This window comes from Hymenobacter cellulosivorans, from assembly GCF_022919135.1.
Lineage (GTDB): Bacteria > Bacteroidota > Bacteroidia > Cytophagales > Hymenobacteraceae > Hymenobacter > Hymenobacter cellulosivorans.
Window position 1 is genome coordinate 1,463,156 of sequence record NZ_CP095049.1, and the last position, 23,303, is coordinate 1,486,458.

Sequence of the window (23,303 nt, forward strand, 5' to 3'; positions counted from 1 at the left end):
CGGCACAAAGACACGGCTTAATGCCCGGAAGTGGCTTGGCGGCGACGCAAAAATTCCCGCAGGGCCCCATCCAGCGGCTCGGCGGTGCTAAGCTGGAAGTAGTCGAAGCCCTGGCGGCGGGCGGTGTGGGCGGTGGTGCGCAGCCACTGCTGCAACTGCTCCTGGTAGTGACGGCGCTGGTCTTCGGCGTTGAGCTGCAGGGTTTGGCCGGTTTCCAGGTCTTCAAACGTTACGGCGCCCCGGTAGCTGAAAGCCAGCTCGTTGCCGGCCATCAAGTGCAGTAGCAGTACTTCGCCGGCCACCGTGCGCAGGCGGGTCAGGAGGGCGTTTATTTCGCTTTGCTCCTCGTACAAGTCACTCACGCACACGGTCAGGGCACGCTGCCGCCGGGCCAGCAACGGGGCCAGCTGGCCCGCCTCAGGGAAGCGGCCGGCACCGGTCGTATTCTGCAGGGCCTGGTAGAGGCGGGGCAACTGGCGGGCGTCGGCCCGGGCCGGCAGGTGCACCAGCCCCTCGGGGTGCAGAATGCTCAAACTCACCGCGTCGCCCTGGTTTTGGGCCAGATAAGCCAGCGCTGCCAGCAACAGCCGGCCATAATCTAGCTTGGTCAGGCCGTTGTCGTCGCGGTGATTCATCGAGGCGCTGGCATCGAGCAGCAGGTGCACGGTCAGGCTGGTATCCACTTCCGATTCGCGGATGTAGTACCGGTCGGAGCGGGCTGCCAGACGCCAGTCGAGGCGGCGCAGGTCGTCGCCGGGCTGGTAGGGGCGGTACTGGCTGAATTCCATGCCCGCCCCGCGCCGCCGACTCAGGTGCTGGCCCGCCAAAAAGCCCTCGGCTGCCTGTTTGGCAGCCAGCGGCAGGTTACGCAGCGCATGGAGGAGTTCGGGAGTCAGCATTTTTAGTTATTCGTTGTTAGTTGTCAGTTGTTAGTTGTGGGTTCGAAAGGCCTCAGCACGACCTAACAACGGACAACTACTTACTGACAACTAAACCGCCACATCCTTCAGCAAAGCCGCCACGGCATCATCGGGGGTGAGGTTTTCGGCTTCGGCGTTGAAGTTGAGCAGCACGCGGTGGCGCAGTACCGGCGGGGCCAAGGTCCGGATGTCGTCCAGGGTGGCGGCAAAGCGGCCTTGAAGCAAGGCCCGGGCTTTGGCGCACAAAATCAGGGCTTGGCCGGCTCTTGGGCCCGCGCCCCAGCGGCCATATTCCTGAATAAACTTCACCGTGGAGGTAGCCGGCCGGGTAGCGCGCACTAGGCGGTTCACGAAGTCGAGCAACTCGGGGCTCAGGCTTACCTGCCGCACCAGCTGCTGGAGCTGGCGGATATCCTCACCGCCCAGCACGGCCTTTACCTCGGCCCGGGCTGAGCCGGTGGTGCCGCTGAGCACAGCTAACTCTTCCTGCTCGGTGGGGTAACCAATGCGGATGTAAAGCAAAAACCGGTCGAGTTGGGCTTCGGGCAACGGGTAGGTGCCGCTTTGCTCGATAGGGTTCTGGGTGGCCAGCAGGAAAAACGGCTTGGGCAGCGCATGTTCCTGGCCGGCGTAGGTCACGTGGCCCTCTTGCATGGCTTCGAGCAGGGCGGCCTGGGTTTTGGGCGGCGTCCGGTTGATTTCGTCGGCCAAGACCAGACTGGCGAAGATGGGGCCCTGGTTGAACTTGAAGGACCGGTGCCCAGTGCCGTGGTCTTCCTCCAGCACCTCGGTGCCCAAAATGTCGGTCGGCATCAAATCCGGCGTGAACTGGATGCGGCGGAAGGGCAGGTCGGTGGCCGAGGCCAGGGTGCGCACGAGCAAGGTTTTGGCCAGGCCCGGCACGCCTTCCAGCAGGGCGTGGCCGCCGGCCAGCAGCGCCACCAGCACTTCATCCAGCACCTGCTGCTGACCCACGATGATTTTGCCGATTTCCTCGCGCAGCGGCGGCAGCTTGGCCAGTAGGGTTCGTACGTCTTGTTCGGTCACGGAAAGCAGAATAGAGAAGGGAGATAGTGTGCCTGAAAGAAAAGGTTGTGGGGCAATGGTTGCTTCAAAGGGCGGCAGAAGCAGCTTTAGGGCTAACTTTTTTTAACTGAAGCCAGGCGGAACGCCCCCGCTGCTTGCAGCTGCCCATGAAGCGGAGGTCCCTTTTTTCATAAAATGAAACTAGTGTGTTGCTGGTTTCATAGCGGCCGATATACGGATTTATCGTGTAGAAATTCGGCTCATAAAAGTTGATGCGGGTGGTAAAACCATCCGGTGTTCCATAGCAAAGGCTGCATTCTACTTTCCAGCGGCCCTGTTGGGTTGCGCCAGTGGCATCCCCAACTATGTTGCTGGTATAGTGAAAGGTGCTGTCGGCCCGCACCACCAGCTCAACGAAAGGCAATACTGCTTCAGCAGCAATAACAGCAGTGTCGGCTACGGTATGCCCGCTCGGTTGGGCCGGCCCACGCCGGGAGGTTGCTGCCAATCTGGTTGTGTGCGTAGAATCGGCCAGCCTGTAGGTTCCGATTACGGCAGAGCGCAAGGAATCGACTCTTTGCTGCGCTATAACTCGCTGCTCGGCTAGCCGCCTGGCTTGATAATGGGTGGCAATGCGGCTATATAACAGCCAACTACCAACGACAAAAACCAGCACTAGCAACGGGGTGGCGGCGCGGAAGCGTTGCGGCCAGGTTTCGGCCGCCCGTAGTTGCCGCCCGCGCTGAAGGGCGAAGCGCGCACCCAGGAAAAAGACCACAAGCGCCGCTATTGCCCCAATGACTGCCCCAATCAGCAGCAGCCACATGATGAATTCAAAGGCTGGAGTATCGACAAACGCCAACAGAAATGGCTGCATAACTCGCTACTATTAGGGGTTACGCCGTCAGGGCGTAGAGCAGGATATTGACCCCGAACTTGGTATTGTCTTCGGCCAGGAAACGCTTGTTGCGAAAGTCGTAGTCCCACTCGCAGCCGTAGTCTTTGTTGGAGTAAAGCACCCGCAGCTTGCCCCCGATTTCGATGCCCTTGAGGTAGTCGTGCACCAGGTCGTCGCCCCAGCCATTGAGCTCGAAGGAAGTGGGCGGCGGGCCTTCCGGAAACTTGAAGAACTGCGAGTAGATGGGGTGGTTCTTGGCAATCTTCTTCAGGGCCCCGGCCCCGAAACACTGCCGCATCTGCTCCTCGAAGGAGCGCGCAAACAGCCCATCGATGTCGTGGTTGCAGTCGTCGACGAACACGAAGCCGCCATTGCGCACGTACTGAATGAAGTTTTTTTTCTCGGCCGCCGAAAACTGCACCAGCCGGTGCCCCGAGAGGTAGCAAAACGGGTAGTTAAATATGTCGGGGCTATCCAATGCCACGGCCTTTTCCTTCTGATTGACGGGCACCGTGGTGTACTGAATCAGGGAATGGAGCAGGTTGGCGGGCATTCTTTCGTCGACGCCGTCCCAGTCGCCGGAGCGGTACTGGAGGCGCACGAAGGTAAACGGAACGGGCATGCGGCGGTAAGAAAGGCGAGGCGGCGAAAGAACAACGGAGCAAAGACACCAGCTCCGTCCCAAGGTGGCTCGGAGTCCGACCGAAAGTACGAGGCAGTCCGGTCCAAACCTATCTGTCGCCGCTTCCCAGTGGAAGTTGTCCTTACGCAAATACGCACGAGCAACTTCCGCTGGCTTGCCCGCCAGCCTGCTGCTTCAGGTGTCGGGGCTCCGGCACAAAGCCTCTAAAAACGGACTCGGCCGCAGCTTTCCGGAAAAAATGTGCGTACGAATAGGGGTAAGCCAGCCGTTAGGGCTCTTACTGCTATCAACTCACTTTTTTTCGCTCCTACTGCTATGAAACGAATTGCCGCTTTACTCCTTTTTAGCATTGTTTTCTGGGTTCCGGCCCACGCCCAGCTCGGCGTGAAGGGCGGTATCAACGCGGCCGTGCTCCAGGGCTCAGTGGGCACCAACGCTACCTACCAGACCTCGTACCACGCTGGTATTTTTTACGAAATGCAGGTGCTGGACCCGATTCTGTCTATTCAGCCCGAGCTGCTGTATTCTTTGCAGGGCACGGAGCGCAAGTCGGACCTGGTAAACTACCGCTCCAAGCTGCACTACCTCAATTTGCCGGTGCTAGCCAAAGTAGAAATCGGCCCGGTGTACGCCGAGGCCGGCCCGCAGGTGGGCTTTCTGCTCAAGGCCCGGGAAAACGGCGTGATGGTCATCAGCCAGGATGGTAACAACGGAGCTGTCATTGCTACCGACGACCGTAGCTCCTGGAACGACTACAAGAAGTTTGACCTGGGCTTTGCCGTGGGGGCAGGCGTGAAATTGCCCTTGGGCTTTGCCGTGGGTGCCCGCTTTAACGCCGGCCTCAGTGATATCAACAATGTCAAGTCGGTGCAGGGCGTGAACGACCCGGAGCTCAAGAACCGCGTGTTCCAGGTGTACGCCAGCTTCCAGCTACCCGACGGTAACTAAAGTTCTAGCGGGCTAGGTTTAGAGTGGGGAATAATCGTGCTTTGCCGCGTTTATATTCCTCGCTATATGACCAAAAACGTACTCTTTTTAAGTGTATGCGCGCTGAGTTTCGCCAGGGTTCTGCCTGCCGCTGCCCAAGCCGGGGAAGGCACCAAGCTAGGCTTGAAAGCCGGCGTATCGGTAGCCACCCTCGACGGGGCCCTCAACGCCACCTCGAAATTCCGCACCGACTTGGTGGCCGGGCCTATGCTGCGCCTAGCGCCCACCAAGCAGCACTTCACCGTGCAGCTCGAAGCCCTCATCAGCGGGCAGGGTGCCGACTTGGAGCGCTCCAACGGTACTACCGAGGCGTACAAAATCTATTATCTGAACGTGCCCGTGCTGCTGCGTCAGTACATCGGTGGCAGGTTCTACGTGAATGTGGGCCCGCAGCTGGGCTTGCTGCTGGGTTCCAGCAAAGGCACTTACAAATCGGTGGAGGCCGGCGTCGTTGGGGGTATCGGGGTCGAAACGCCCAGCGGCTTCGTGGTAGACCTGCGCCTAAACTACGGCCTGTCCGACATCAACAACGATGAGGCGGAACGTTCCTTCCGGAAGCGTTTCGGCTTTGGTGGCCTGCACAACCGGGTTATTCAGGGCTCGGTAGGCTACTTGTTCGGCAAGAAATAAGCATAATCACTAAGCTCAAAAAAGCCCCGTATTCCGGCCGGAATACGGGGCTTTTTGGTTGCATACAGGCTCTTTTTGCTACCGGCCACCGTTGGCCGGCGCAGTAGTGCCACATTGAGATGCATCCTGCAGGCACGTAATTTCAGCGTAAAAATTTCCTACTTCATACTTCTGCGTGGCAGCCCCGAGCTTATACCCAATGCATATTACCTGTCCCTCCACCTGCTTGGGTAGGTAAGCTGTCCAGAGCGAACCGCTAGGGCGCAGCCGGGTACCATCGGCCAGCTCCAGGGTGGTGTGCTCGGTGGGGCAGATCAGGGTATTGCCAGGGCAGAGGCGCACCGTGGCTTGCGTGCCGCACTGAGCTTCGGGGGCAATTGTGCTTTTTTCTGTACAGCTGCTCAGCAGACCGAGGCTTGCTGCCAAGCTTACAACCAACCAGTTTTGAGTAATAGTTAAGCGCATGGTAAAGAAGGAACACGTAGAAAAGTAGGCGTATAGGCCCGCCGGCAACCTGCCAGAGCAAAAAGAAGAGCTGGCTGCCCCCGCAATGGTTGCATTCCCAGCTCCAAAACCAGGATAGGCTCGCCGGATCCGCATCTCTGCACTTACTGGCCTTGCGTCGGCGTGCTGCTAAGGTGGGCGTTGAACTCCGTAATGATGGCTATCAGATTGCGGTAATGATAGTCTTTTTCGCCTGCCCGCACCTTGGTTGCTAGTGCCGGATAATCCTGCAGATACTGGCTCATCACGTCCTTGAAGGAACTCCGATCTACTTGCATTAATAGACCGTTGCGACGGACAAAAAAGTGGCTGTTAGTATAAGGCACGGCCGTGTGCAGTATAGCTCCTGCTACTGGAATGGGCACCGGTACGCGCTGTGCTTCGGCCTGTAGAAAGACCTCCACCGGCCCATTGACGAAACGCTCAGCTAGAATCTTTATTTTCTTCTCGCCGGGCACCCGCATAGGTTCAAAGTAGTGGCTGCCAGCAGTCATGCTTTGTAATTGAGCTACCTGCATTTCCTTTTTAGCCGGCTTAGGCTTGCTTTTGGGATATCCCAGGTAGTAGATAAAGGTGTAATCGATGCCAGGGTACACGGTGGGAACGGGCACGTAGGCTGGTACGGTGCTGCCATCCATTAGGCGCAGGGTGCCAGGCATAAAGGATATATAGCGGTTGTAGCGGTACACCGCCGTATCGGCCGCCGTAACGGTCGGGGCTGAGGCGGGTGGGGGCGCCTGCTGGGCAGCAGCGCCAAAAGGCAGAAGAAAAGTAGCAGCGTAGAAAAAATGCTTCATGCGGGCACAAGTGGAAAAGACACAAAAAACGGCTTCCCCCGAGTTGGAGGAAGCCGGCAAGTACGGAAGATAAACCTAGGCTTATACCGCGTCGGAGAGGCTGGTGAAGGTGAAGTCCCGGATTTTCAGCGGGGGCACCATATTGCCGCCTACGCGCTGGGGTTTGCCAATGGCTTCCAGGTTGTTGAGCATGATGATGGGGCTTTCGTTGAAGCGGAAGTTCTTCACCGGGTGCTTGATTTTGCCGTTCTCGATGTAGAAGGTTCCGTCGCGGGTCAGGCCGGTGTAAAGCAGCGTCTGCGGATCGACGGGGCGGATGTACCACAGGCGGGTTACCAGGATGCCCTTGGCGGTGCCCTTAATCATGTCCTGTACGCTCTGAGTACCCCCTTCCATAATCCAGCCGCCGGGCGGTGGGATGTCGGGAATACCCGCTTTCTGAGCCCAGAAGCGGGAGGTGTAAAGATTCTTCACCACGCCTTTCTCAATCCAGGTCACCTTCTTCTGCGGCCGGCCGTCGTTGGCGAATATCCGGTCGGGAATGTCGGCGTTGGTGGGGTCGGAGTAGATGGTTACCCGCTCGTCGAACAGCTTTTCGCCTTTCTTGTTGCCGCCGCCCTTCTTGCTCAGGAAGCTGCGGCCTTCGTCGGCCGAACGGGCATCCATGGCGCTCATCAGGGCCTGCAGCAGGGAGGCGTCGGTGTTGGCTACCAGCGCAGCGGGCTCCAGAATCACGGTGTATTTGCCGGGCTCAATGGCCTTGGCGTTCATCGAGCCCGAGGCTTTGTCGGCCGCAATCTGGGTCAGGCGGCCCGCGTCGAACTTGCTGATGTCGTTGTAATCGGCCGTGGCGTAACCCGAGCCGGTGCCGTCGGGGGTGCGCACCGTCACGGAGTACTCCAGGTTGGTGCCGGCCTGATAGGCTTCCAGGCCTTTGCTGTTGCGCTTGGCTACGAAGTTGGTGCTGTCGACCAGAAAGCCCGCCGAGGAAAGCTTGCGCTTCTCGCAAAGCTGCAGGCTGGCGGCCGTTTGCTGGGCGCGGTAGTCGGGGGTGATATTGGCCGTGTTCTGCGCAAACGCCTTGGAGCCGTCGAGGTATTGCTGGGCCCCGAGCAGGGGCATGTACTCGGGGCTTTCGGGAGCCAGCTTCGCAATTTCCTCGGCCCGCTGCACGCAACGGCGCAGGGTCGCGTCGTCGAACTCGTTGCAGGTAGCCGTACCGCTGCGCTTGCCAAACCGGGATTCAACAATGAGCTGGACGTTTTCAACGGCGCCGGCGGTGCTGATGGCGTTGCGGGCCGAGCGGACGTTGCCGCCTATCTCGCCCGTCAGCGTGGCCTCGCACTCATTGGCCGTGCTAAAGCTCAGTACCTTTTTCAGGATGGCCTGGGCTTCGTCTTTGGATAGTATTGCCATTAGATGATAGACAGTGGATTAGCCGATTTTGCGGGCCGTGTTGATGATGTTGACGCCGTTGAAGCGGGTGGTAGCCGAGCCGTGGCTCACGGCCGACACCTGGGGCGGCTGGCCCTTGCCGTCGAAGAAGGAGCCAAATAGGCGGTAGTCCGACTCGTCGCAGATGGCTGCGCAGCTGTTCCAGAATTCCTGGGTGTTGGCCTGGTAAGCCACGTCTTCGAGCATGCCGGCAATTTTGCCTTTCTCAATGGCGTAGTACACTGTGCCGCCAAACTGGAAGTTGTAGCGCTGCTGGTCGATGGAGAAGGAGCCGCGGCCGGCAATGTAGATGCCCTTGTCCACGTTCTTAATCATGTCGTCGACGCTCATCTTCTGGGTGCCGGGCTTGAGGCTGATATTGGCCATGCGCTGGAACTGCACATCCTGCCACGACTGGGCGTAGCAGCAGCCATCCGACTCATTCTGGCCCACAATGGCCGCCTGGTCCCGGATTTTCTGGTAGTCTACCAGCATGCCGTCCTTGATGATGTCCCACTGCTTGGTTTTTACGCCTTCATCGTCGTAGCCCACCGCGCCCAGGGAGCCGGGCTGGGTTTTGTCGGCAATGATGTTGACCAGCTTCGAGCCGTAGGGCTTGTTCTGCTTTTTCCACTCCAGGGTCGCAAACGAGGTACCGGCGTAGTTGGCCTCGTAGCCCAGCACGCGGTCCAGCTCGGTGGCGTGGCCGATGCTTTCGTGGATGGTCAGGCCCAGGTGGTTAGGGTCGAGTACGATGTCGTATTTGCCCGGCGTCACCGACTTGGCCGTGAGCTTGCCTTTGGCCTGCTGAGCGGCCAGGGCGGCGTCTTCCAGAATGTCGTAGCTGTTTTTGTAGCCAATCAGGCCCGTGCCCGAGGGGCCAGCAATCTTATCAGCCGCCTTGGGCGTCATGTACTCGTAGCCCAGGCCCATGGGGGCGCTCAGGCCCTCCCGGGTGCGGAATTTGCCGGTGCTGCGGTCCACGGCCGTTACGCCAATCGTGGGCCAGATGCGGTGCACGTCCTGGTCGATGTAGGAGCCGTCGGTGCTGGCAAAGTATTTCTGCTCGTTAATCTGGAACAGGGCCGAGTTGACGAAGCTAGCACCATTGTCGAGGGCTTTGGCGTTGGCCGCCAGCATCAGCTCCACTTTCTGGGCAATGGGCACCTCGAAGGCGTTTTGCACAATCGGGGTTTTCCAGCTTACCTCGCCGTAGCCTTTCTGCGGGGCCAGGTTCACCTTGTCCTTCTGTACTTTGGAGTTGGCCTTGGCAATAGAAACGGCCAGCTGCGCGGCTTTGGCCAAGCCGGCTTCCGTCACGGTATTGGTGGCCGCGAAGCCCCAGGTACCGTTGGCCAGCACCCGCACGCCGGCCCCGAAACTCTCGCCGCTGGCAATGTTCTGCACCTGCTTTTCGCGGGTGAAGATGCTCTGGTTCAGGTAGCGCCCGATGCGCACGTCGGCGTAGGAGGCCCCCGCCGATTTGGCCGCGTTCAGGGCCGCGTCGGCCAGACGCTTTTTTAGGGCGGGGTCCACGCCTTCCAGCAGCCGCTCCGGGTCAACCGGAGAGCCACCGAAACCGGGGAAACTGGGCAGGAACAGGGCGCCGGCCGCTAAGCTGGTCAGCCCGACAAATTCGCGTCGTTTCAAGGGGTAGAGTTTTAAATAGAAGAAGGGAAAGGCAGTTTAAGCAGAAAAGCGGGGAATTTCAATTGCAATAGACCAAACCAACGCGGCGGGGCTGCATGAAATGAAGAAAAGGTGAAGCAGGGGAAGGTAATGTGTAATGCGTAAGAATCGGCTGATGTGCTAATACACAAGATGTGTCCTTTCGAGGCTGAAGGCCGAAGCCATCCGTCCTCGGCGAAGGTAGTTTCTCTCTTTACCATCAAGCCCTTTATTCTGGCCGGAGTAAAGGGCTTGTCGTATTAGGAGGCTCAGCACATTTCAGAGGACGGATAGCTTCGGCCTTCAGCCTCGAAAGGACACGCTTTTCAACTCACTCATTCACCGAATCAGCGCCAGCAAATCGGCGGCAATGCCGGGCCAGGGCTGGTTCAGGTCGATGGTGACGACGCGGACCGGGTGGCCGCCCAGGGTATAGCGGGCCGCCAGCGCGTGCTTGGCGGCGGGGTAGAGCAGGACGCCTTCCAGGTGCTGGCCGGGCGCGGCGGGCTGGTTTTGCAGGTAGGCGTAGAGCTGATAGAGGTGAGGTGAAATCAGCTTCTGCTGGTCGTAGCGCGGGCGTAGGGCAGCCGTGTAGTACTTCGTGTCGAGGATGATTTTGCGGTCCGGGGCTTCGAGCGTGGTGTCGGTTATCATCACCGGCAGCAGGGCCATGTCGGTGGCTTGCTCGGCCTCGGCTTGCCAGGCAATGGTTTCGGACAACACCCGAAAGCGGCGCTGCTCGTGGCGGTAGAAGTTGCGCACGAAGGCTTCGAACAACTGGGCCATGAGCCGCTCGTCGCGCCGGAAATCCCGGAAGCGGGCACTTCCGGCGGCATCGGCCGTAGGCAGGGCACTGTGGTGAAGCAGGGTGCAGATGTTGAGCAAAAAAGCCTCCCGGCCACTCAGGCGTAGGCGCCGCACCTGGCGCAGGGTGTGGGTAGTGCAGGCCAGGGGGGTAACGGCCGCCGGAAACCGCCGCCGTACGGCCCCCACCTCGTGGCGCAGGCTGGCGGGCAGACTACGCGTGCGGCCGAGCTGTTCGAGCACGCCGAGCAAGAGCTGGTTGAAGGGGGTATTGGCGCTCAGCTCGTCGTAGGCGCATACAGCCCAGCCCCGCCGCAGCAAGTCGCGGCTTAGGCTGGGGGCCAGCAGCAGACGACCCCGCAGCTCCGGCAATTCCTCTTCCTGCTCCGTGTAGGCTAGCTCCAGGCCCTGGCGTAGTAGGCGGCGCGTGCCGGTGAGCAGCACCTGGGTGAGCAGTTCCAGCGGCTTATGAAACGGAGCCGCGGTGATGGTCTGCAGCTCGTCTTGCTCCGGTAGGCGGTTCCAGGCGTAGCACAGCAGGTAATACAGGTTGTGAATCGGAATCATGGCCAACGGGTAGCCCTAGGGCCGCAGCAGCTTTTTGCGGTGAGCCGCTGCCTTAGCGGGCTGGTCGAGCCAATACTCATCCAGCAAGGGCGCAATTTCCTGGGTTAGAATAGCGTCGAGCCAGGCTGGAGCGGCAGCTGAGTCCGTCGGGGGCTGGCAAAAGTAACTGTGGCCCAGCTGAAAATCGGGCCCTAGCTCGGGGTCGTCGGTTATGGCTTGGTTGAGCTCAGTGAGCCGGGCCACCAGGCGGCGGATAACGGCAGGTGGCACCTGCTGGCTCGTCAGAAACTCCTGGAGCGGGGCCCCGAACTCGGGTTGCAACGACAAAAATGCGAAGCGGCGACGCAACGCATAATCCAGCGGGGCCAACGACCGGTCGGCCGTGTTCATCGTGCCGATGACGAAGAGGTTGTCGGGTACAAAAAATCGGGCAGCTTCGGCCGGGGCGTAGGGCAGGCGTACGGCGTGCTCGGGTCCACGCTTATCGGCTTCGAGCAAGAGCAGCAGCTCGCCAAAAATCCGGCTCACGTTGCCCCGATTTATTTCATCAATCAGCAGAAAATAGGGCTTGGCGAGGTTGGCAGCGGCCCGGCGGCAGATGTCGAGCAACACGCCCGGAGCCAGCCGAAACGTGCCGGTAGCGTCGGGCCGGAAGCCCTGGATAAAGTCTTCGTAGCTGTAGCTGGGGTGAAACTGCACCAGCTCTATTCGGCCCACATCGGTACTGCCCAGGCTTAGCCAAGCCAGGCGGCGGGCCAGAAACGTCTTGCCCGTGCCGGGCGGGCCCTGCAGAATCAGGTTGCGCCGCCGCTGCAGTGCCGCCTGGGCCTGGTCCAGGGTTTCAGCCGAAATAAACAGCTCCCGCAACGCCTGGTCCCGGTCGTAGGGCGTGGCGGGCGGCAGCTCGTAGGGCACCAATGGCTCGGCGGCCGTGGCAGCTGTTTCCAGAGCCGGCTTCGGCGTTACCGTTTCCCGCCCCGGACCGATATAGAGCTCCTGCATGGCTTCCTGGGCGGCTACGTCGCCGTCGTGGGGCGAGTTGGCCAGGATGGGCCGCTTGGTCGTGACCGTGAAGTCGAGGCGCTCCAGCAGGGTATTGGTCGGGTTGCCGGCCAACAGTGGCAGCAGAGCGTCGGGTTGCCCGCTGGCCAAGCGGAAAGCCAGCTGCAACACCGGCCGCGGCGGGTAGCGCCGGCCTTTGTACACCAAGTCATACACGGTGCTCGGCGGCAGCGGCTGGCTTTCCCGGTCAATCTGGCGCAAAGCCCGCAAGACATGGTCACGGGTAAGCTGGGCAGGCGTAAACGGGGCGGCGGAGTCGGGCATCAGGTCGGAAAGTACACGCAAAACGCCAACAAAGCACGCCGGGTTCGGCCGTAGCAGGCTTATTAGCGGTGCAAGGAGGTCTAGTGGCGCGCAGTCGGGGCTTGGCGTTACTCCCTTTTACAGGCCGCTATTCCGCCACCTGATGCTCACGGCGGATGCCGAGCTTCTTCATCCGGGCCTCCAGCGTCTTGGCGTTGATGTCCAGAATAGCAGCCGCTCCGTTGGGCCCGCTGACCCGCCCGCCGGTGCGCTTCAGGGCGGCCAATATATGGTCCCGCTCTTGTTCCTTAAGGGTTTTGAGCGGCTGGTTCTGTTCCAAGAACGACAAGGAAGGCCCCGCCTGCGCCGCAGCCGCCGAGAAGCCCGCAAACTCTAGAAACGGCCCTTGGCTCACAATAACGGACTGTTCCAGCACGTGTTCCAGCTCCCGCACGTTGCCCGGCCAGCCGTATTGCTGCATGGCTCTCAGGTCCCGCTCGCGCAGGCCGCGCACGGGCTTGCCCATCTGCTTGGTGAACCGCTCCAGAAAATGGCGCATCAGCGGCTCAATGTCCTCGGGCCGCTCCCGCAGGGCCGGCAGCCGAATGGGAAACACGTTGAGGCGGTAGTAGAGGTCGGCGCGGAAGCGGCCGGCGGCTACTTCGTCTTCCAGCACCCGGTTGGTGGCGGCAATTACGCGCACGTCGGTATGAATGACGCGCCGTCCGCCAATCCGCTCAAACTCTTTTTCCTGGAGCACGCGCAGCAGCTTGGCCTGCAAATCGAGCGGCAACTCGCCCACTTCGTCGAGGAAAATGGTGCCACCGTCGGCCAGCTCAAACTTGCCGATGCGCCGGTCGTGGGCCCCGGTAAAGGCGCCTTTCTCGTGCCCAAAGAGTTCGGATTCAATTAGCTGGGCGGGCAGGGCGGCGCAGTTAAGCTTAATCAGCGCCCGTTCCTTGCGCGGCGAAAGGTTGTGCAAGGCCCGGGCTACCAGCTCTTTGCCAGTTCCAGTTTCGCCCGTAATCAGTACTGTCGTGTCGGTGGGCGCCACCTGGCTGATGCGGGTCTGGACCTGCTGCATGATGGCGCTCTGGCCCACGAAATCCTCAAACTTGGCCGTGGTGTTGATTTCGTCGATGAGGTAGGTTTTCTCCCGCTCCAATTGGGCCCGCAGCGCCTCGATCTGCTCAAAGGCGTACAGGTTTTGCATGGCCAGGGTAATTTGTGGGGCCAGGCTCATCACCAGGGCTAAGTCGTCGGCGGTAAAGGCATCGGGGCGGCGGGCCGCCAGCACCAGGGCCGCGGCATGCTCAGCCTTATTCCAGAGCGGCACGCCCAGCATCGAACGGGTGCCGTTCTTTTCCATGGCGTACTGTAGCATGCGGTAGCGCCGGGCAGCCAGCTCAAACTCGGGCCCGGTAAACATAACCGGCTCAGAAAAGGCCCCGATGATTTCGGCCTGCATCTGCTCCCGCTCGGGCACCCCTTCCCAGCGGCTTTCATCTAGGAGCAGAAACGCGCCATCGGGCTGCTTGGAGAACTCTACAAACCCCTGGGTGCCCGTGGCCGGCCGCCGAATCCGGACGCCGAAGTAGTCAATGGCCACAATCCGGTCAATTTCCTCGGCGACGGTCAGAAACAGCGCCGCGCGGTCTTTGCGGCTGAGCAGGGCATTGTTTACCGTCAGCTGCAACGACTTTTCCCGTTCCCGCCGGGCCACTTCCTCGTAAGCCATGGTATTGCTGACGGCCACGGCTACCAGGCTGCCGATTTTTTCGAGCAGCGTGAGGTCGTCCGGAGTAAACTCGGGCCGGCGCCGGGCTGCCATCGAAAGCAGGCCAATGAGTTGCCCGCCGGTGCGCAGAGGCACAAACGTAGTGTAGTGAATGCCGCGCTGCTGCATTAGTAAAAAGGGCATAAATTCCGGGTAGTCAGGCGTCAAGGCCCGGATATCTATTACCTGCACCCGCGGGTCCCGGATAAACAACTCGGCTGGCGAACCGGCTACCGGCGAGGCTTGCTCCATTTGCTTTGCGTAAGGGGCATCGCCGAGATAGTTGCGCATAAACAGACGCTTGAACTGGTGGGCAGCATCAAAGGTCACTACGGCAATCATGTCGAACGGAAAAATCAGCCGCAGCTTCTCCGTGACAATCTGAAACAGCTTTTCCTTGCTCCGAGTAGTGGCAATAGCCTCGTTCAGATACAGCAATAAGGATTCATCCTGGTTCGGCATAACACTGTGATTTTCCTGAAATATCAGGATTTAATTTCAGGATTTCCTGATATATGAGGATAACAGCCTTGGGTTTCAATAGTTTTGCCGTTAGTAGACCAAAAAAATAATCTGCGTTTTTAAGCTCGGTAGGCCGTTTCTATAGAAAATTAATTTGCTTTTAATCAGTTGGCACAAGGTTTCGTAAAGGGCGAGCAACAACAAGCTGTATTCCGATGCTTTCCCGACCAACATTTGCCGCTCCACTCTTAGCTCTTGGGCTAGCCTCGGTGGCCGGCACGGCCCACGCACAGGGGCCGATTATTTCTGATTCCCTAGCCTTAGATGGTACTATCCGCGCGGTGCTGGATGCCAACCCTGCCATTACAACCCTCGAAGAAGAGGTAAACGCGGCGACCAGTCGGGTAACCCAGAGCCGGGGCGGCTTTTTGCCCCAGGTAACGGGTACGGCTACTTACACCCGTATCGACCCGGTGGTGAAGCTGCAAATCGCGCCCGACGCGCCGGCCTTCCAGTTTCAGCCCAACAACAACTATGATGCTCACATTACGGTGCAGTATGGGCTGCTGGACTTCGGCAAGAAGGATGCTACCTACAATCTGGCCGAAAGCCGCCGCATCACGGCCGTCGACAACATCAACGTGACGCGGCGCGACCTGGCTTATTCCGCCGCGCAGGTATACTACAATATCCTGTTCGTGCGCGAGAGTATTAAGGTGCAGGACGCCCAAATTGCCTCCCTGCGCCAGCACCAGCGCGAAATGGAAAAGCGCGTGGAAGGCGGCGTGAGTACCAAGTTTGACGTGACGACCACGCAGGTGCGCATCACTCAGGCCCAGAACACCCGCATCGACCTGGAAAACCAGCTCCAGAACCAGCAGGTGCAGCTGGCCCGCCTGCTTCACAAGCCCGAATATGTGAGTGTACCCGTCCGTGGCGCCTTTACCTACACTCCCCAAGCCGTGGACGTGAATGCGGCCCTGAACCAGGCCGTAGAAAACCGCCCCGAAGTGAAGCTGGCCCGCGACGCTGAGCAAAGTGCCAACCTCAACCTGAAGCTCATTGAGCGCAGCAACATGCCTGTGCTGGGCATTGGCGGTCAGGTCGGGGCCAAGAACGGTTATCAGCCCGAACTGAACCGAATCCGGCCCAACACAGTGGGGGTCGTGCAGCTGAACGTACCCATCTACGACGGCAACAAAAACAAAAACCAGCGCATTGAAGCCTTGGCCAACATTCGTGGGGCTCAGTCGCGCATTCAGGACACGCAGGAGCAGATCCGGGCCGACGTGCGGCAAGCCGCCAACAATATGCAGGCCAGCACTGCCCGCTACGAAAACTCCCAGCTCCAGATTTCGCAGGCCTCCGACGCCCTGACCCGGGCCCGGGCCCGCTACCGCTACGGGGTCGGCTCTAACCTCGATGTGCTGGACGCCGAAACTTCCCTGGCCCAGGCCCGCCTGGCCCGCCTGCAGGCCATCTACAATTATACCCTCGGCCAATATCAACTCAAGCGCGCCACCGGCGAGCAGATTTGGTAGTGGTGAGATGGTGAACTGGTGAACTGGTGAGTTGTCGTTCAAACTCGCCTTCACACCAACAAAACCTCGAACTCGCCATTTCACTATCTCACAATTTCACCTCCTATGACTCTTTCGCTCATTTTTTGCCCAATTGACTTCTCGGTGGCTACGGCGTCGTTGGTGGCGTACGCGGCTACTTTGGCGGCGGGAGCGAAGGCTGAATTGCGGCTCCTGCACGTGTTGCTGCCGCAGCCGGCCCTGGCCACTAACGACACTGATCTGGCCCTGGCTACCCAAATGGCCCATCACCGGGCGGCGGCCGAACAGCTCGGCGCCCAGGTGACTACCAGTGTGTTGCGGGGCGATGCCGCCACGGAAATCGTGGCGGCTGCCCGTCGCCACGCCGCCGATTTAATCGTAATAGGAGCACACGGCCAAACCGGCCTGACCCGCTTTCTGATGGGGGGCACGGCAGAGGCCGTAGTGCGCACCGCTCCGTGCGCCACGCTGCTCGTCAACACGCAGAGCTCCGGCGAATACCGGAAATCGGCCTAAGGAATTGCCGCTATAGTCCGGCGTTCCGCATCAAACTCAACTCAACGAACAACTACTTACCGACCCATTTCCATGGCAACTCCCGTTCACCAAGATCAGGCCACGGCACCTCACCAAACTTCGGCTCCCGCCGCTTACGAGCCGGAAGTGGAAGAGCAGGAGGGCCGCTCCAAGCGCCCTATTATTTTCATTATTCTCGCCCTAGTATTGCTCGTGGGTGGCTACTTCGGCTACCAGCGCTATCAGTTTGGGCAAACCCACGAAGAAACCGACGACGCCCAGGTAGAAGGTGACATCTACTCCGTACTGCCCCGCGTAGGCGGCCCCGTGCTGGAAGTAAAAGTAGAGGACAACCAGCCCGTGAAAAAAGGTGACGTCCTGGTCGTACTCGATGCGGCCGATTACCAGCAGCGCATCAATGCGGCCGAAGCGGCTTTGGCTGCCGCTCAGGCCAACGTAGTAGCCGCCCGCGCCGCTGTAGGTACGGCCTCGGCTAACGTTAGCGCCGCTTCGGCTACCATCGGGGTGAGCGACGCCAACCGCGCCCGCCTCGAAAAAGACCTGAAGCGCAGCGCCTTCCTGCGCAAAGAAGACATCATCCCGCAAAGTGAGTACGACGCGGTGCAGGCCAACCTGAAGTCGACCAGCGCCCAGCGCGCCACGGCCCAGCAGCAGGTAGGCGTAGCTCGCCAGCAAGTAGCCGCCGCCCAGCAGCAGGTAGCCGTAGCGCAGGCCGTAGTAAAGCAGCGTCAGGCCGACCTCGATAATGCCAAGCTTCAGCTGAGCTATACTACCATTACGGCCCCTGCCAACGGCGTCGTGAGTCGCAAAAACGTGCAGCCCGGCCAGGTAGTACAGCCCGGCCAGCAACTGATAGGCCTGGTAGCTTCGGAGCGGACCTGGGTTGTTGCTAACTTCAAGGAAACCCAGTTGGAAAACATGAAAGTGGGTCAGCCGGTGAATGTCGAAGTAGATGCCTATCCCAACGAGGAGTTCCAGGGCCACATCGAGTCGTTGTCGGCCGCTACCGGGGCCCGCTTCGCCCTGCTGCCCCCCGACAATGCCTCGGGTAACTTCGTGAAAGTAACCCAGCGCGTACCCGTGAAAATCGTGCTCGACAAAGTAGACCCTGAGCACCCATTGCGCGCCGGTATGAGCGTCACCGCGACTGTCGCGGTGAAGTGAATGAGTGAATGGGCGAATGAGTGAAGTAACTTATTGCGCAATACCGCGCCAGCTGAAAACTTTGCTCATTCACTACCTCGCTTATCGTAAGATTTTTGGGCAGTGGCCAGCACTGAAAGAATTTCGAGATACTCTTTCTCTAATTCCTGTAAACGGACTTTGGGGATAATGTGGGCGTCGCCGAGCAGTTCTAGCCAGAGCTGTGTTTCATCGGCCTCTTCCACGCAGATACACAGTTTAGCATACCACTCAGCTGCTGAACGACCCCGGCAGGCGGCCCGATAGTTGGCGGCTACAGACGTTGCAGAGCGTAGGAGTTGCTTGCCAATAACTTCTGCTTCGCCGGTTCGGGGCAGCTGCTGATACAGGCGAATGATGCGTAGTGCCGCCTCTTTGGTGCGACCCCGCATTTGTTGATTAAAATCGGCCTTGTTGCTGGTATCTACCATATTTTAAAATAGAGGATTGAGCTAGAAGTGTAAAGTACGCAGGCCCTAAGTACGATGTACTTCAGTGCTTGCTACTTACAAATCACTTCACTCATTTACTCATTCACTCATTCACCTAATGGAAACCGGATTTACCAAGTGGATCATCGTTATTACGGTGGTACTCTGCTGTTTGCTGGAGCTCATTGATACTAGCATCGTGAACGTGGCCCTGACCCAGATGATGGGTAACCTCTCGGCAACCCAGCAGGAAGTAACCTGGGTAATTGCCTCCTATGGCATTGCCAACGTTATTGTGATTCCCATGACGGGCTTCTTGGCCGAGCAGTTTGGCCGCCGCAACTACTACTTCGTCTCGGTGGTGCTCTTCACGCTGGCTTCCATCGCCTGCGGCCAGAGCACCAACATCTGGGAGCTGGTGGCCTTCCGCTTCGTGCAGGGCATTGGTGGTGGCGCTTTGATGGCTACTTCCCAGGCTATTCTCATCGACACCTTCCCGCCCAAGCAGCTTCCGCTAGGTCAGGCTTTGTTCGGCATGGGCGTTATCATCGGTCCGACTATTGGCCCGACGCTCGGCGGTTACATCGTGGATAACTACGACTGGCCCTGGATTTTCTACGTCAACGTGCCCGTGGGCATCATGGCTTCTATTTTCACTATCCTGTTTATTCGGGACCCCGAGCGAATCAAAAATGCCATTCCGCGGCCCCTGGGCGAAATCGACTGGGCCGGAATTTTCCTGCTGATTCTGGGCGTAGGCTCGTTGCAGCTGGTACTGGAGCAGGGTGAAACCGAAGACTGGTTTGAAAGTGCCTACATCAACAGCTTTACGGCCCTGGCTGTTATTGGCCTAGTGGGCTTCGTGTGGCGTGAGCTTACTGCCAAGCAGCCCATTGTGGACCTGCGGGTGCTGGGCAAGAGCCGCAACTTGGCCGTAGGGGCGGTGCTCTCCTTTGTGCTGGGCTTCGGCATGTTTGCTTCGGTGTTCATCTTCCCGATTTTCACCCAGCGCATCCTGGGCTTTACCGCCGCCCAAACCGGTCTGATTCTGTTGCCCGGGGCTTTGGCTTCCGGCTTTATGATGCCCGTCATCGGCAAGATGCTGCAAGCCGGCGTGCCGCAGAAATACATGATTCCGGCCGGCTTCCTGATCTTCTTTGTCTTCACGTTCTGGATGGCCAAAATCATTTCGCCCACCGCCGGCGAAGATGATTTCTTCTGGCCCCTGATGGTACGCGGCCTGGGCATGGGCCTGATCTTCCTGCCTATTACTACCATGAGTCTGGCGGGCCTGAAAGGCAAAGACGCCGGCCAGGCTGCCGGCCTCACCGGTATGATTCGCCAGCTCGGCGGCTCGTTTGGGGTGGCCATTGTGGGCACGTATCTGGAGCGGAGCATTGCCCAAAACCGCGTTAGCCCGCTGGCGCACATCTCGCTCTACGACACCAATACGGTGCAGCGGATTCAGGCTTTCACGGCCAACTTCATGTCGCGCGGCTTCTCCTTTGAGCAAGCCCAGAAACAGGCTTACGCCGCGCTGGAAGGCATTCTGATGAAGCAGGTTTCCATTATCACCTACTCCCAGGTGTTTTCCATGATTGGCCTCTTTTTCGTGGTGTGTTTGCCGCTGATATTCTTCATCAAGCGCGCCAAGACCGGAGAAGCCATTGACCTGAATGCCGCGCACTAGCGGTGAAATGGTGAGATGGTGAAATAGTGAGTTATGTCCTTGCGAGGCGCGAAGCCATCCGTCCTCTGCACAGGTAGTCACACTCTTTTACCAGAAAGCCCTAACGTCTGCTCAGGCGTTAGGGCTTTTCATTTTAAAGGCCTCAGCCCATTTCAGAGGACGGATGGCTTCGCGTTGCTCGCAAGGACACGAGGTGGAAGCCTTTGGAAACAAGGAAGTCTTTCCTGTCTACTCGGGAGGCGTTTTTGTACTTGATGTCCTGCTTTCCGACCAGTCAGGAAGGCTTCGCACACTCCCGGAAGTGCCCTCTGACCAGCCGGCCCCATCCAACAAAAAGCCCCGTCGTGCAGCACAACGGGGCTTTTTTGTTGGAAGCAAGCAGTCAAACGACAACTCACTATCTCACCAATTTACCATCTCACCACTTACTGATACTGGATGTAGAGGGGCTTGGGCGTGAGCTGGGTCAGCACCTCGGTGGGCGTCATCAGGTGGTGAGGCTTGGGCTTGGGGTCGTACTCGTAGAAGAGCTTGAAACCCGTGTACTGCACCGGCTCGGTCTGGATGTAGTCGTGGTAGGAGTCCTTTTTCAGGGTCGGCTCGCCGTGGCCGTCCATGTGCATGACTACCTGCACGCGCGGGTCGAGCTTGATGTTCTTGTAGTTGGTCACCATCTTCCGCGTGAAGCGGTGCACGGTCAGCACCTTGGGCGGCAGGTTGTTTTCGCTCACGATGCGCGCCAGGAAGTTGATGGTGAAGTTGATGTCTTTGGCGTCGAGGGTGCCGATGCGCTGGTTGGGCCGGATGCCGGGCATGGTCGACAGCGAAAACTCGGGGTCGATGCCGAGGTGGATATCGGGCTGCTTGAGGTACTCAGTCAGCTTGGGTAGTTCGGCTTCCAGGGTGCTGTGACCAGGCTGCACGTCCAGGAACAGGATGCACTTATGCTCCCGGGCCCAGGAAATAACTTCCTCAATGGTGGCTTTGGAGTTCATCAGGCGCCATTTGCCGTCCTTGCCGGCGGTACCCTGGGCCGTGATGGTCACGTTGTGCAGGGCGGGCTGCACCGGAATGCTGGGGTCGGCGGCTTGCCACTCTTTGAGCACGCCCTCAAACTTGCGGAACATCTGCTCCTTAGGCTCCCGGCCCAGAATGCCCATGCCCTTTGAACGGATGTTGCCATAAAAGGCGATAATGCGGTGACCCGGCAGAATGGCGCCCGGCAGCTGCCCGCTTTTCTTGGCAATGGAGTCAGCCTTGAGCGAGTCGCGCAGCATTACCTGCTTTTTCAGGGCCGCGCTGTCGATTACGACGGGTTTGGTGGGTACTTCCGCAGTGGCCTTGGTATCGGCTGTTTCGCCGTCGGAGCGGGTGCCACAGCTGGCAAAGGCAAGGGAAAACACGAGGCCCAAAGCTGGCAGAAACGGGCGGGAAAAGCGGGTAACAGAAGAAATGGGCAACACTGAAGCAGGTGATGTTGAAGGCAAGACTGGTCAGCAAGTTACAGCTTTTTGCAGGGAACCAGATTCTAAAAAACGGTTGGCCCCGTCTAAAGTAGAAGTAGAAGAGCCGGAAAATGCCGGAACAAACAATGCATTAACCCAAAAGAAAAGCTTCCGGAGTCGGGCATAACACTATTTTTCGATGGAGGCGTATGAAGTTGCCACTAGCCTTATTTTCCCGATGGTAGAAGGAAATCTTTTGCTTACCACGGTGTTATGCAAGGGTCAATCAACTGATCCATCTCCGCGTGATTCTTAAGAAAGTTAACTTTCGCTTAGCCCGCCTGGCCTTTCTGCTCTGGGCCGGTGTAAGCACTGCTTCCGGCCTGAGCTGCACCAAAGACACTGCTGCGCCGCAAACCGAAGCTCCCGAAACAACCCCGGTCGCTGCCACCCACTTGGTCAGCAGCACCCTGATCGGGGAATACTCGCCCACCGTGCTGGCTGGCCGCGTGAAAGAGATACCGCTGGTGGGCGCCCTGGTGCGCTACCCGATTCGGGTGTACCGCCTCACCTATACCACCCGCGACAACAGCGGCCAGAACGTCACGGCTTCCGGGGCCCTGCTCGTGCCCGTAACGACGGAGGCCCTGCCGCTGCTCAGCTACCAGCACGGCACCATCCGCCCCGACGATGAGGACCGCGCCCCGTCGTACTACAACCCGAGCAGTGAGGTGTATTCGGCCGTGTCGGTGCTGGCCTCTACGGGCTACATCGTGTCGGCTCCTGACTACATCGGTTATGGAGCTTCTAAAAACCTGCCCCACCCGTACGAGCACGCTGCGTCGTTGGCCTCGGCTTCGTTGGACATGCTGCGGGCCGCTCGTGAATTTGCCGCCAAGGAAAAGCTGGCGCTCAACAAAAAGAACTTCCTGCTGGGGTATTCCGAAGGCGGCTACGCCACGCTGGCCCTGCACAAGATGATGGAGGAAAAAGCGGCCACCGAGTTTACCGTCACGGCCAGCGCGCCTGGGGCGGGAGCCTACCACAAGACGGCCTTTGCGGACTACATCCTGAAGTCGGACCAGCCACTGAACTTCCTGAGCACCTACGTGTGGGTCTTGGATACTTATAACCGCACATACAGCCTGAACCGGCCCATCAACTACTACGTGAATGAGCCCTGGGCCACCCAGCTGCAAACCAACCTCTACGGGGAGGTTCCCAGCCAGGCCAAGGAGCTGTTTACGGCCAAGTTCCGCCAGGGCATTCTGGAAAAAACGGACCAGCCCATGCTGGCCGCCTTCCGCGACAACGACATCTACGACTGGCAGCCCAAAGCCCCGCTGGCCCTGTTTCACGGCACCGCCGACGACTACGTGCCGTTCTTCAACTCCCAGGATGCCTATAACGCCATGAAGGCCCGGGGTGCCACACAGGTCACGCTGCGGCCCATTCAAGGCGGCAACCACTTTTCCTCGGCTGCCAACTACACTCTGCAGGCCTTTGCCTTCATCTCGCAGTACTACTAGGAGTATTGTGCGCTGCTAAGCACTACGGACTCCAACGAAACAGCGCCACTTCCCGACTGGGGAGTGGCGCTGTTTGTTATGAGTAAACCGGTTGTTTACCCTGATTACACGGCCGGCGTGCGAACTAGGGCCTGGCGCGTCCAGGAGCCAGCCAGGGCTGCCAGCCCACCGACCAAGCCGCTGAGCACGGCCGCCAGGATGACCACGGCCCAGCCGTTGCCGCCGAGCGGGAGCAGCTGCCCAACCCGGTCGGCCAGGATGCCCTCATTTTTGACGTTGAACCACACGGCCAGCATAAACCAGCCCATGCCCACCCCGTTGAAGCCCGCCATAAAAGCCCGGCCGCCGGGAGCCGGCAGCACGAAGGCCGCGGCAAAGGCCAGCGGCGTGACAATCCACCAGGGAAGAAAATACTGCGCTACGGCGCACACAACGAAGATTACTAGAAATAAACGCATAATAGGTAAGGGTTAAAAAGGTTAAATAATGCGGGTAAGATAGAAGA

The 23,303-nt window shown here is 59.2% G+C and carries 21 protein-coding genes and 1 pseudogene; 7 read left to right on the forward strand and 15 right to left on the reverse strand.

The annotated features are described in order from the left end of the window. Positions 1-17: 17 nt before the first annotated feature. The 4 genes from MUN80_RS06300 to MUN80_RS06315 all read right to left on the reverse strand — a co-directional run bounded on the left by MUN80_RS06300 (position 18) and on the right by MUN80_RS06315 (position 3,466). Entirely contained in the window at positions 18-899 is an 882-nt protein-coding gene (locus MUN80_RS06300; RefSeq protein ID WP_244721103.1) for a DUF58 domain-containing protein, read from the reverse strand. A 90-nt stretch (positions 900-989) separates the two neighbouring features. Continuing rightward, on the reverse strand, positions 990-1,967 hold the full coding sequence (locus tag MUN80_RS06305) for an AAA family ATPase (RefSeq protein ID WP_244721106.1): 978 nt from the start codon (positions 1,965-1,967) through the stop codon (positions 990-992). Between the two features lie 64 nt (positions 1,968-2,031). Beyond that, entirely contained in the window at positions 2,032-2,823 is a 792-nt protein-coding gene (locus tag MUN80_RS06310; RefSeq protein WP_244721112.1) for a hypothetical protein, read from the reverse strand. Positions 2,824-2,842: 19 nt separating this feature from the next. After that, positions 2,843-3,466: a DUF4159 domain-containing protein gene (locus tag MUN80_RS06315; protein WP_244721115.1), complete on the reverse strand. Its 624-nt coding sequence runs from the start codon at positions 3,464-3,466 to the stop codon at positions 2,843-2,845. 336 nt (positions 3,467-3,802) lie between these two features. Here MUN80_RS06315 and MUN80_RS06320 point away from each other — a divergent pair, with 336 nt between their 5' ends. Beyond that, complete coding sequence (locus tag MUN80_RS06320) at positions 3,803-4,435, forward strand: porin family protein (RefSeq protein ID WP_244721123.1); 633 nt, start codon at positions 3,803-3,805, stop codon at positions 4,433-4,435. 66 nt (positions 4,436-4,501) lie between these two features. Then, entirely contained in the window at positions 4,502-5,104 is a 603-nt protein-coding gene (locus MUN80_RS06325) for a porin family protein (protein ID WP_244721126.1), read from the forward strand. A gap of 78 nt (positions 5,105-5,182) precedes the next feature. On the opposite strand, the gene MUN80_RS06330 is transcribed toward MUN80_RS06325, so the two are convergent. The 8 genes and pseudogenes from MUN80_RS06330 to MUN80_RS06360 form a co-directional block, all read right to left on the reverse strand. Beyond that, positions 5,183-5,569 carry a hypothetical protein gene (locus MUN80_RS06330; RefSeq protein ID WP_244721129.1) on the reverse strand — a complete coding sequence of 129 codons (387 nt, stop codon included), beginning with the start codon at positions 5,567-5,569 and terminating at the stop codon, positions 5,183-5,185. A 143-nt stretch (positions 5,570-5,712) separates the two neighbouring features. Further along, positions 5,713-6,405, reverse strand: coding sequence for a hypothetical protein (locus tag MUN80_RS06335; RefSeq protein ID WP_244721131.1), 693 nt, complete (start codon positions 6,403-6,405; stop codon positions 5,713-5,715). An 81-nt stretch (positions 6,406-6,486) separates the two neighbouring features. Next, the gene (locus MUN80_RS06340) at positions 6,487-7,821 is read right to left on the reverse strand and encodes a TldD/PmbA family protein (RefSeq protein WP_244721134.1); all 1,335 of its coding nucleotides are present in this window, start codon (positions 7,819-7,821) and stop codon (positions 6,487-6,489) included. An 18-nt stretch (positions 7,822-7,839) separates the two neighbouring features. Beyond that, positions 7,840-9,489 carry a TldD/PmbA family protein gene (locus MUN80_RS06345; RefSeq protein WP_244721137.1) on the reverse strand — a complete coding sequence of 550 codons (1,650 nt, stop codon included), beginning with the start codon at positions 9,487-9,489 and terminating at the stop codon, positions 7,840-7,842. 357 nt (positions 9,490-9,846) lie between these two features. Further along, positions 9,847-10,878: a 5-methylcytosine restriction system specificity protein McrC gene (locus MUN80_RS06350; protein ID WP_244721140.1), complete on the reverse strand. Its 1,032-nt coding sequence runs from the start codon at positions 10,876-10,878 to the stop codon at positions 9,847-9,849. Between the two features lie 15 nt (positions 10,879-10,893). Continuing rightward, the gene (locus MUN80_RS26280) at positions 10,894-11,091 is read right to left on the reverse strand and encodes a hypothetical protein (RefSeq protein WP_511181485.1); all 198 of its coding nucleotides are present in this window, start codon (positions 11,089-11,091) and stop codon (positions 10,894-10,896) included. Between the two features lie 129 nt (positions 11,092-11,220). Beyond that, positions 11,221-12,204: pseudogene (locus MUN80_RS06355) on the reverse strand (McrB family protein); the annotation flags it as partial. A 127-nt stretch (positions 12,205-12,331) separates the two neighbouring features. Then, on the reverse strand, positions 12,332-14,422 hold the full coding sequence (locus tag MUN80_RS06360) for a sigma-54-dependent Fis family transcriptional regulator (protein WP_244721144.1): 2,091 nt from the start codon (positions 14,420-14,422) through the stop codon (positions 12,332-12,334). 215 nt (positions 14,423-14,637) lie between these two features. Between MUN80_RS06360 and MUN80_RS06365 the strand changes: the two genes are divergently transcribed. From MUN80_RS06365 to MUN80_RS06375, 3 genes are all read left to right on the forward strand, one after another. After that, positions 14,638-15,963 carry a TolC family protein gene (locus MUN80_RS06365; RefSeq protein WP_244721146.1) on the forward strand — a complete coding sequence of 442 codons (1,326 nt, stop codon included), beginning with the start codon at positions 14,638-14,640 and terminating at the stop codon, positions 15,961-15,963. A gap of 105 nt (positions 15,964-16,068) precedes the next feature. Then, entirely contained in the window at positions 16,069-16,500 is a 432-nt protein-coding gene (locus MUN80_RS06370; protein ID WP_244721147.1) for a universal stress protein, read from the forward strand. 72 nt (positions 16,501-16,572) lie between these two features. Continuing rightward, entirely contained in the window at positions 16,573-17,685 is a 1,113-nt protein-coding gene (locus tag MUN80_RS06375; protein ID WP_244721149.1) for an HlyD family secretion protein, read from the forward strand. Between the two features lie 65 nt (positions 17,686-17,750). On the opposite strand, the gene MUN80_RS06380 is transcribed toward MUN80_RS06375, so the two are convergent. After that, complete coding sequence (locus tag MUN80_RS06380; RefSeq protein ID WP_244721151.1) at positions 17,751-18,134, reverse strand: four helix bundle protein; 384 nt, start codon at positions 18,132-18,134, stop codon at positions 17,751-17,753. A gap of 118 nt (positions 18,135-18,252) precedes the next feature. On the opposite strand from MUN80_RS06380, the gene MUN80_RS06385 reads away from it, so the two are divergent. After that, the gene (locus MUN80_RS06385; protein WP_244721153.1) at positions 18,253-19,824 is read left to right on the forward strand and encodes a DHA2 family efflux MFS transporter permease subunit; all 1,572 of its coding nucleotides are present in this window, start codon (positions 18,253-18,255) and stop codon (positions 19,822-19,824) included. A 425-nt stretch (positions 19,825-20,249) separates the two neighbouring features. On the opposite strand, the gene MUN80_RS06390 is transcribed toward MUN80_RS06385, so the two are convergent. Further along, positions 20,250-21,284, reverse strand: coding sequence for a hypothetical protein (locus MUN80_RS06390; protein WP_375373977.1), 1,035 nt, complete (start codon positions 21,282-21,284; stop codon positions 20,250-20,252). Positions 21,285-21,574: 290 nt separating this feature from the next. Here MUN80_RS06390 and MUN80_RS06395 point away from each other — a divergent pair, with 290 nt between their 5' ends. Beyond that, a complete protein-coding gene (locus tag MUN80_RS06395) occupies positions 21,575-22,798 on the forward strand; it encodes an alpha/beta hydrolase family protein (RefSeq protein ID WP_244721159.1) in 1,224 nt (407 codons plus the stop codon). A 104-nt stretch (positions 22,799-22,902) separates the two neighbouring features. Here MUN80_RS06395 and MUN80_RS06400 read toward each other — a convergent pair whose 3' ends face one another. Further along, on the reverse strand, positions 22,903-23,256 hold the full coding sequence (locus MUN80_RS06400) for a hypothetical protein (protein WP_244721161.1): 354 nt from the start codon (positions 23,254-23,256) through the stop codon (positions 22,903-22,905). Between the last annotated feature and the right edge of the window lie 47 nt (positions 23,257-23,303).

Excerpts from the sequence above, each read along its gene's own strand:
- MUN80_RS06300 (WP_244721103.1), bottom strand. The coding sequence starts at position 899 with ATGCTGACTCCCGAACTCCTCCATGCGCTGCGTAACCTGCCGCTGGCT.
- MUN80_RS06310 (WP_244721112.1), bottom strand. The coding sequence starts at position 2,823 with ATGCAGCCATTTCTGTTGGCGTTTGTCGATACTCCAGCCTTTGAATTC.
- MUN80_RS06315 (WP_244721115.1), bottom strand. The coding sequence starts at position 3,466 with ATGCCCGTTCCGTTTACCTTCGTGCGCCTCCAGTACCGCTCCGGCGAC.
- MUN80_RS06320 (WP_244721123.1), top strand. The coding sequence starts at position 3,803 with ATGAAACGAATTGCCGCTTTACTCCTTTTTAGCATTGTTTTCTGGGTT.
- MUN80_RS06325 (WP_244721126.1), top strand. The coding sequence starts at position 4,502 with ATGACCAAAAACGTACTCTTTTTAAGTGTATGCGCGCTGAGTTTCGCC.
- MUN80_RS06330 (WP_244721129.1), bottom strand. The coding sequence starts at position 5,569 with ATGCGCTTAACTATTACTCAAAACTGGTTGGTTGTAAGCTTGGCAGCA.
- MUN80_RS06335 (WP_244721131.1), bottom strand. The coding sequence starts at position 6,405 with ATGAAGCATTTTTTCTACGCTGCTACTTTTCTTCTGCCTTTTGGCGCT.
- MUN80_RS06340 (WP_244721134.1), bottom strand. The coding sequence starts at position 7,821 with ATGGCAATACTATCCAAAGACGAAGCCCAGGCCATCCTGAAAAAGGTA.
- MUN80_RS06350 (WP_244721140.1), bottom strand. The coding sequence starts at position 10,878 with ATGATTCCGATTCACAACCTGTATTACCTGCTGTGCTACGCCTGGAAC.
- MUN80_RS06360 (WP_244721144.1), bottom strand. The coding sequence starts at position 14,422 with ATGCCGAACCAGGATGAATCCTTATTGCTGTATCTGAACGAGGCTATT.
- MUN80_RS06365 (WP_244721146.1), top strand. The coding sequence starts at position 14,638 with ATGCTTTCCCGACCAACATTTGCCGCTCCACTCTTAGCTCTTGGGCTA.
- MUN80_RS06370 (WP_244721147.1), top strand. The coding sequence starts at position 16,069 with ATGACTCTTTCGCTCATTTTTTGCCCAATTGACTTCTCGGTGGCTACG.
- MUN80_RS06375 (WP_244721149.1), top strand. The coding sequence starts at position 16,573 with ATGGCAACTCCCGTTCACCAAGATCAGGCCACGGCACCTCACCAAACT.
- MUN80_RS06380 (WP_244721151.1), bottom strand. The coding sequence starts at position 18,134 with ATGGTAGATACCAGCAACAAGGCCGATTTTAATCAACAAATGCGGGGT.
- MUN80_RS06385 (WP_244721153.1), top strand. The coding sequence starts at position 18,253 with ATGGAAACCGGATTTACCAAGTGGATCATCGTTATTACGGTGGTACTC.
- MUN80_RS06400 (WP_244721161.1), bottom strand. The coding sequence starts at position 23,256 with ATGCGTTTATTTCTAGTAATCTTCGTTGTGTGCGCCGTAGCGCAGTAT.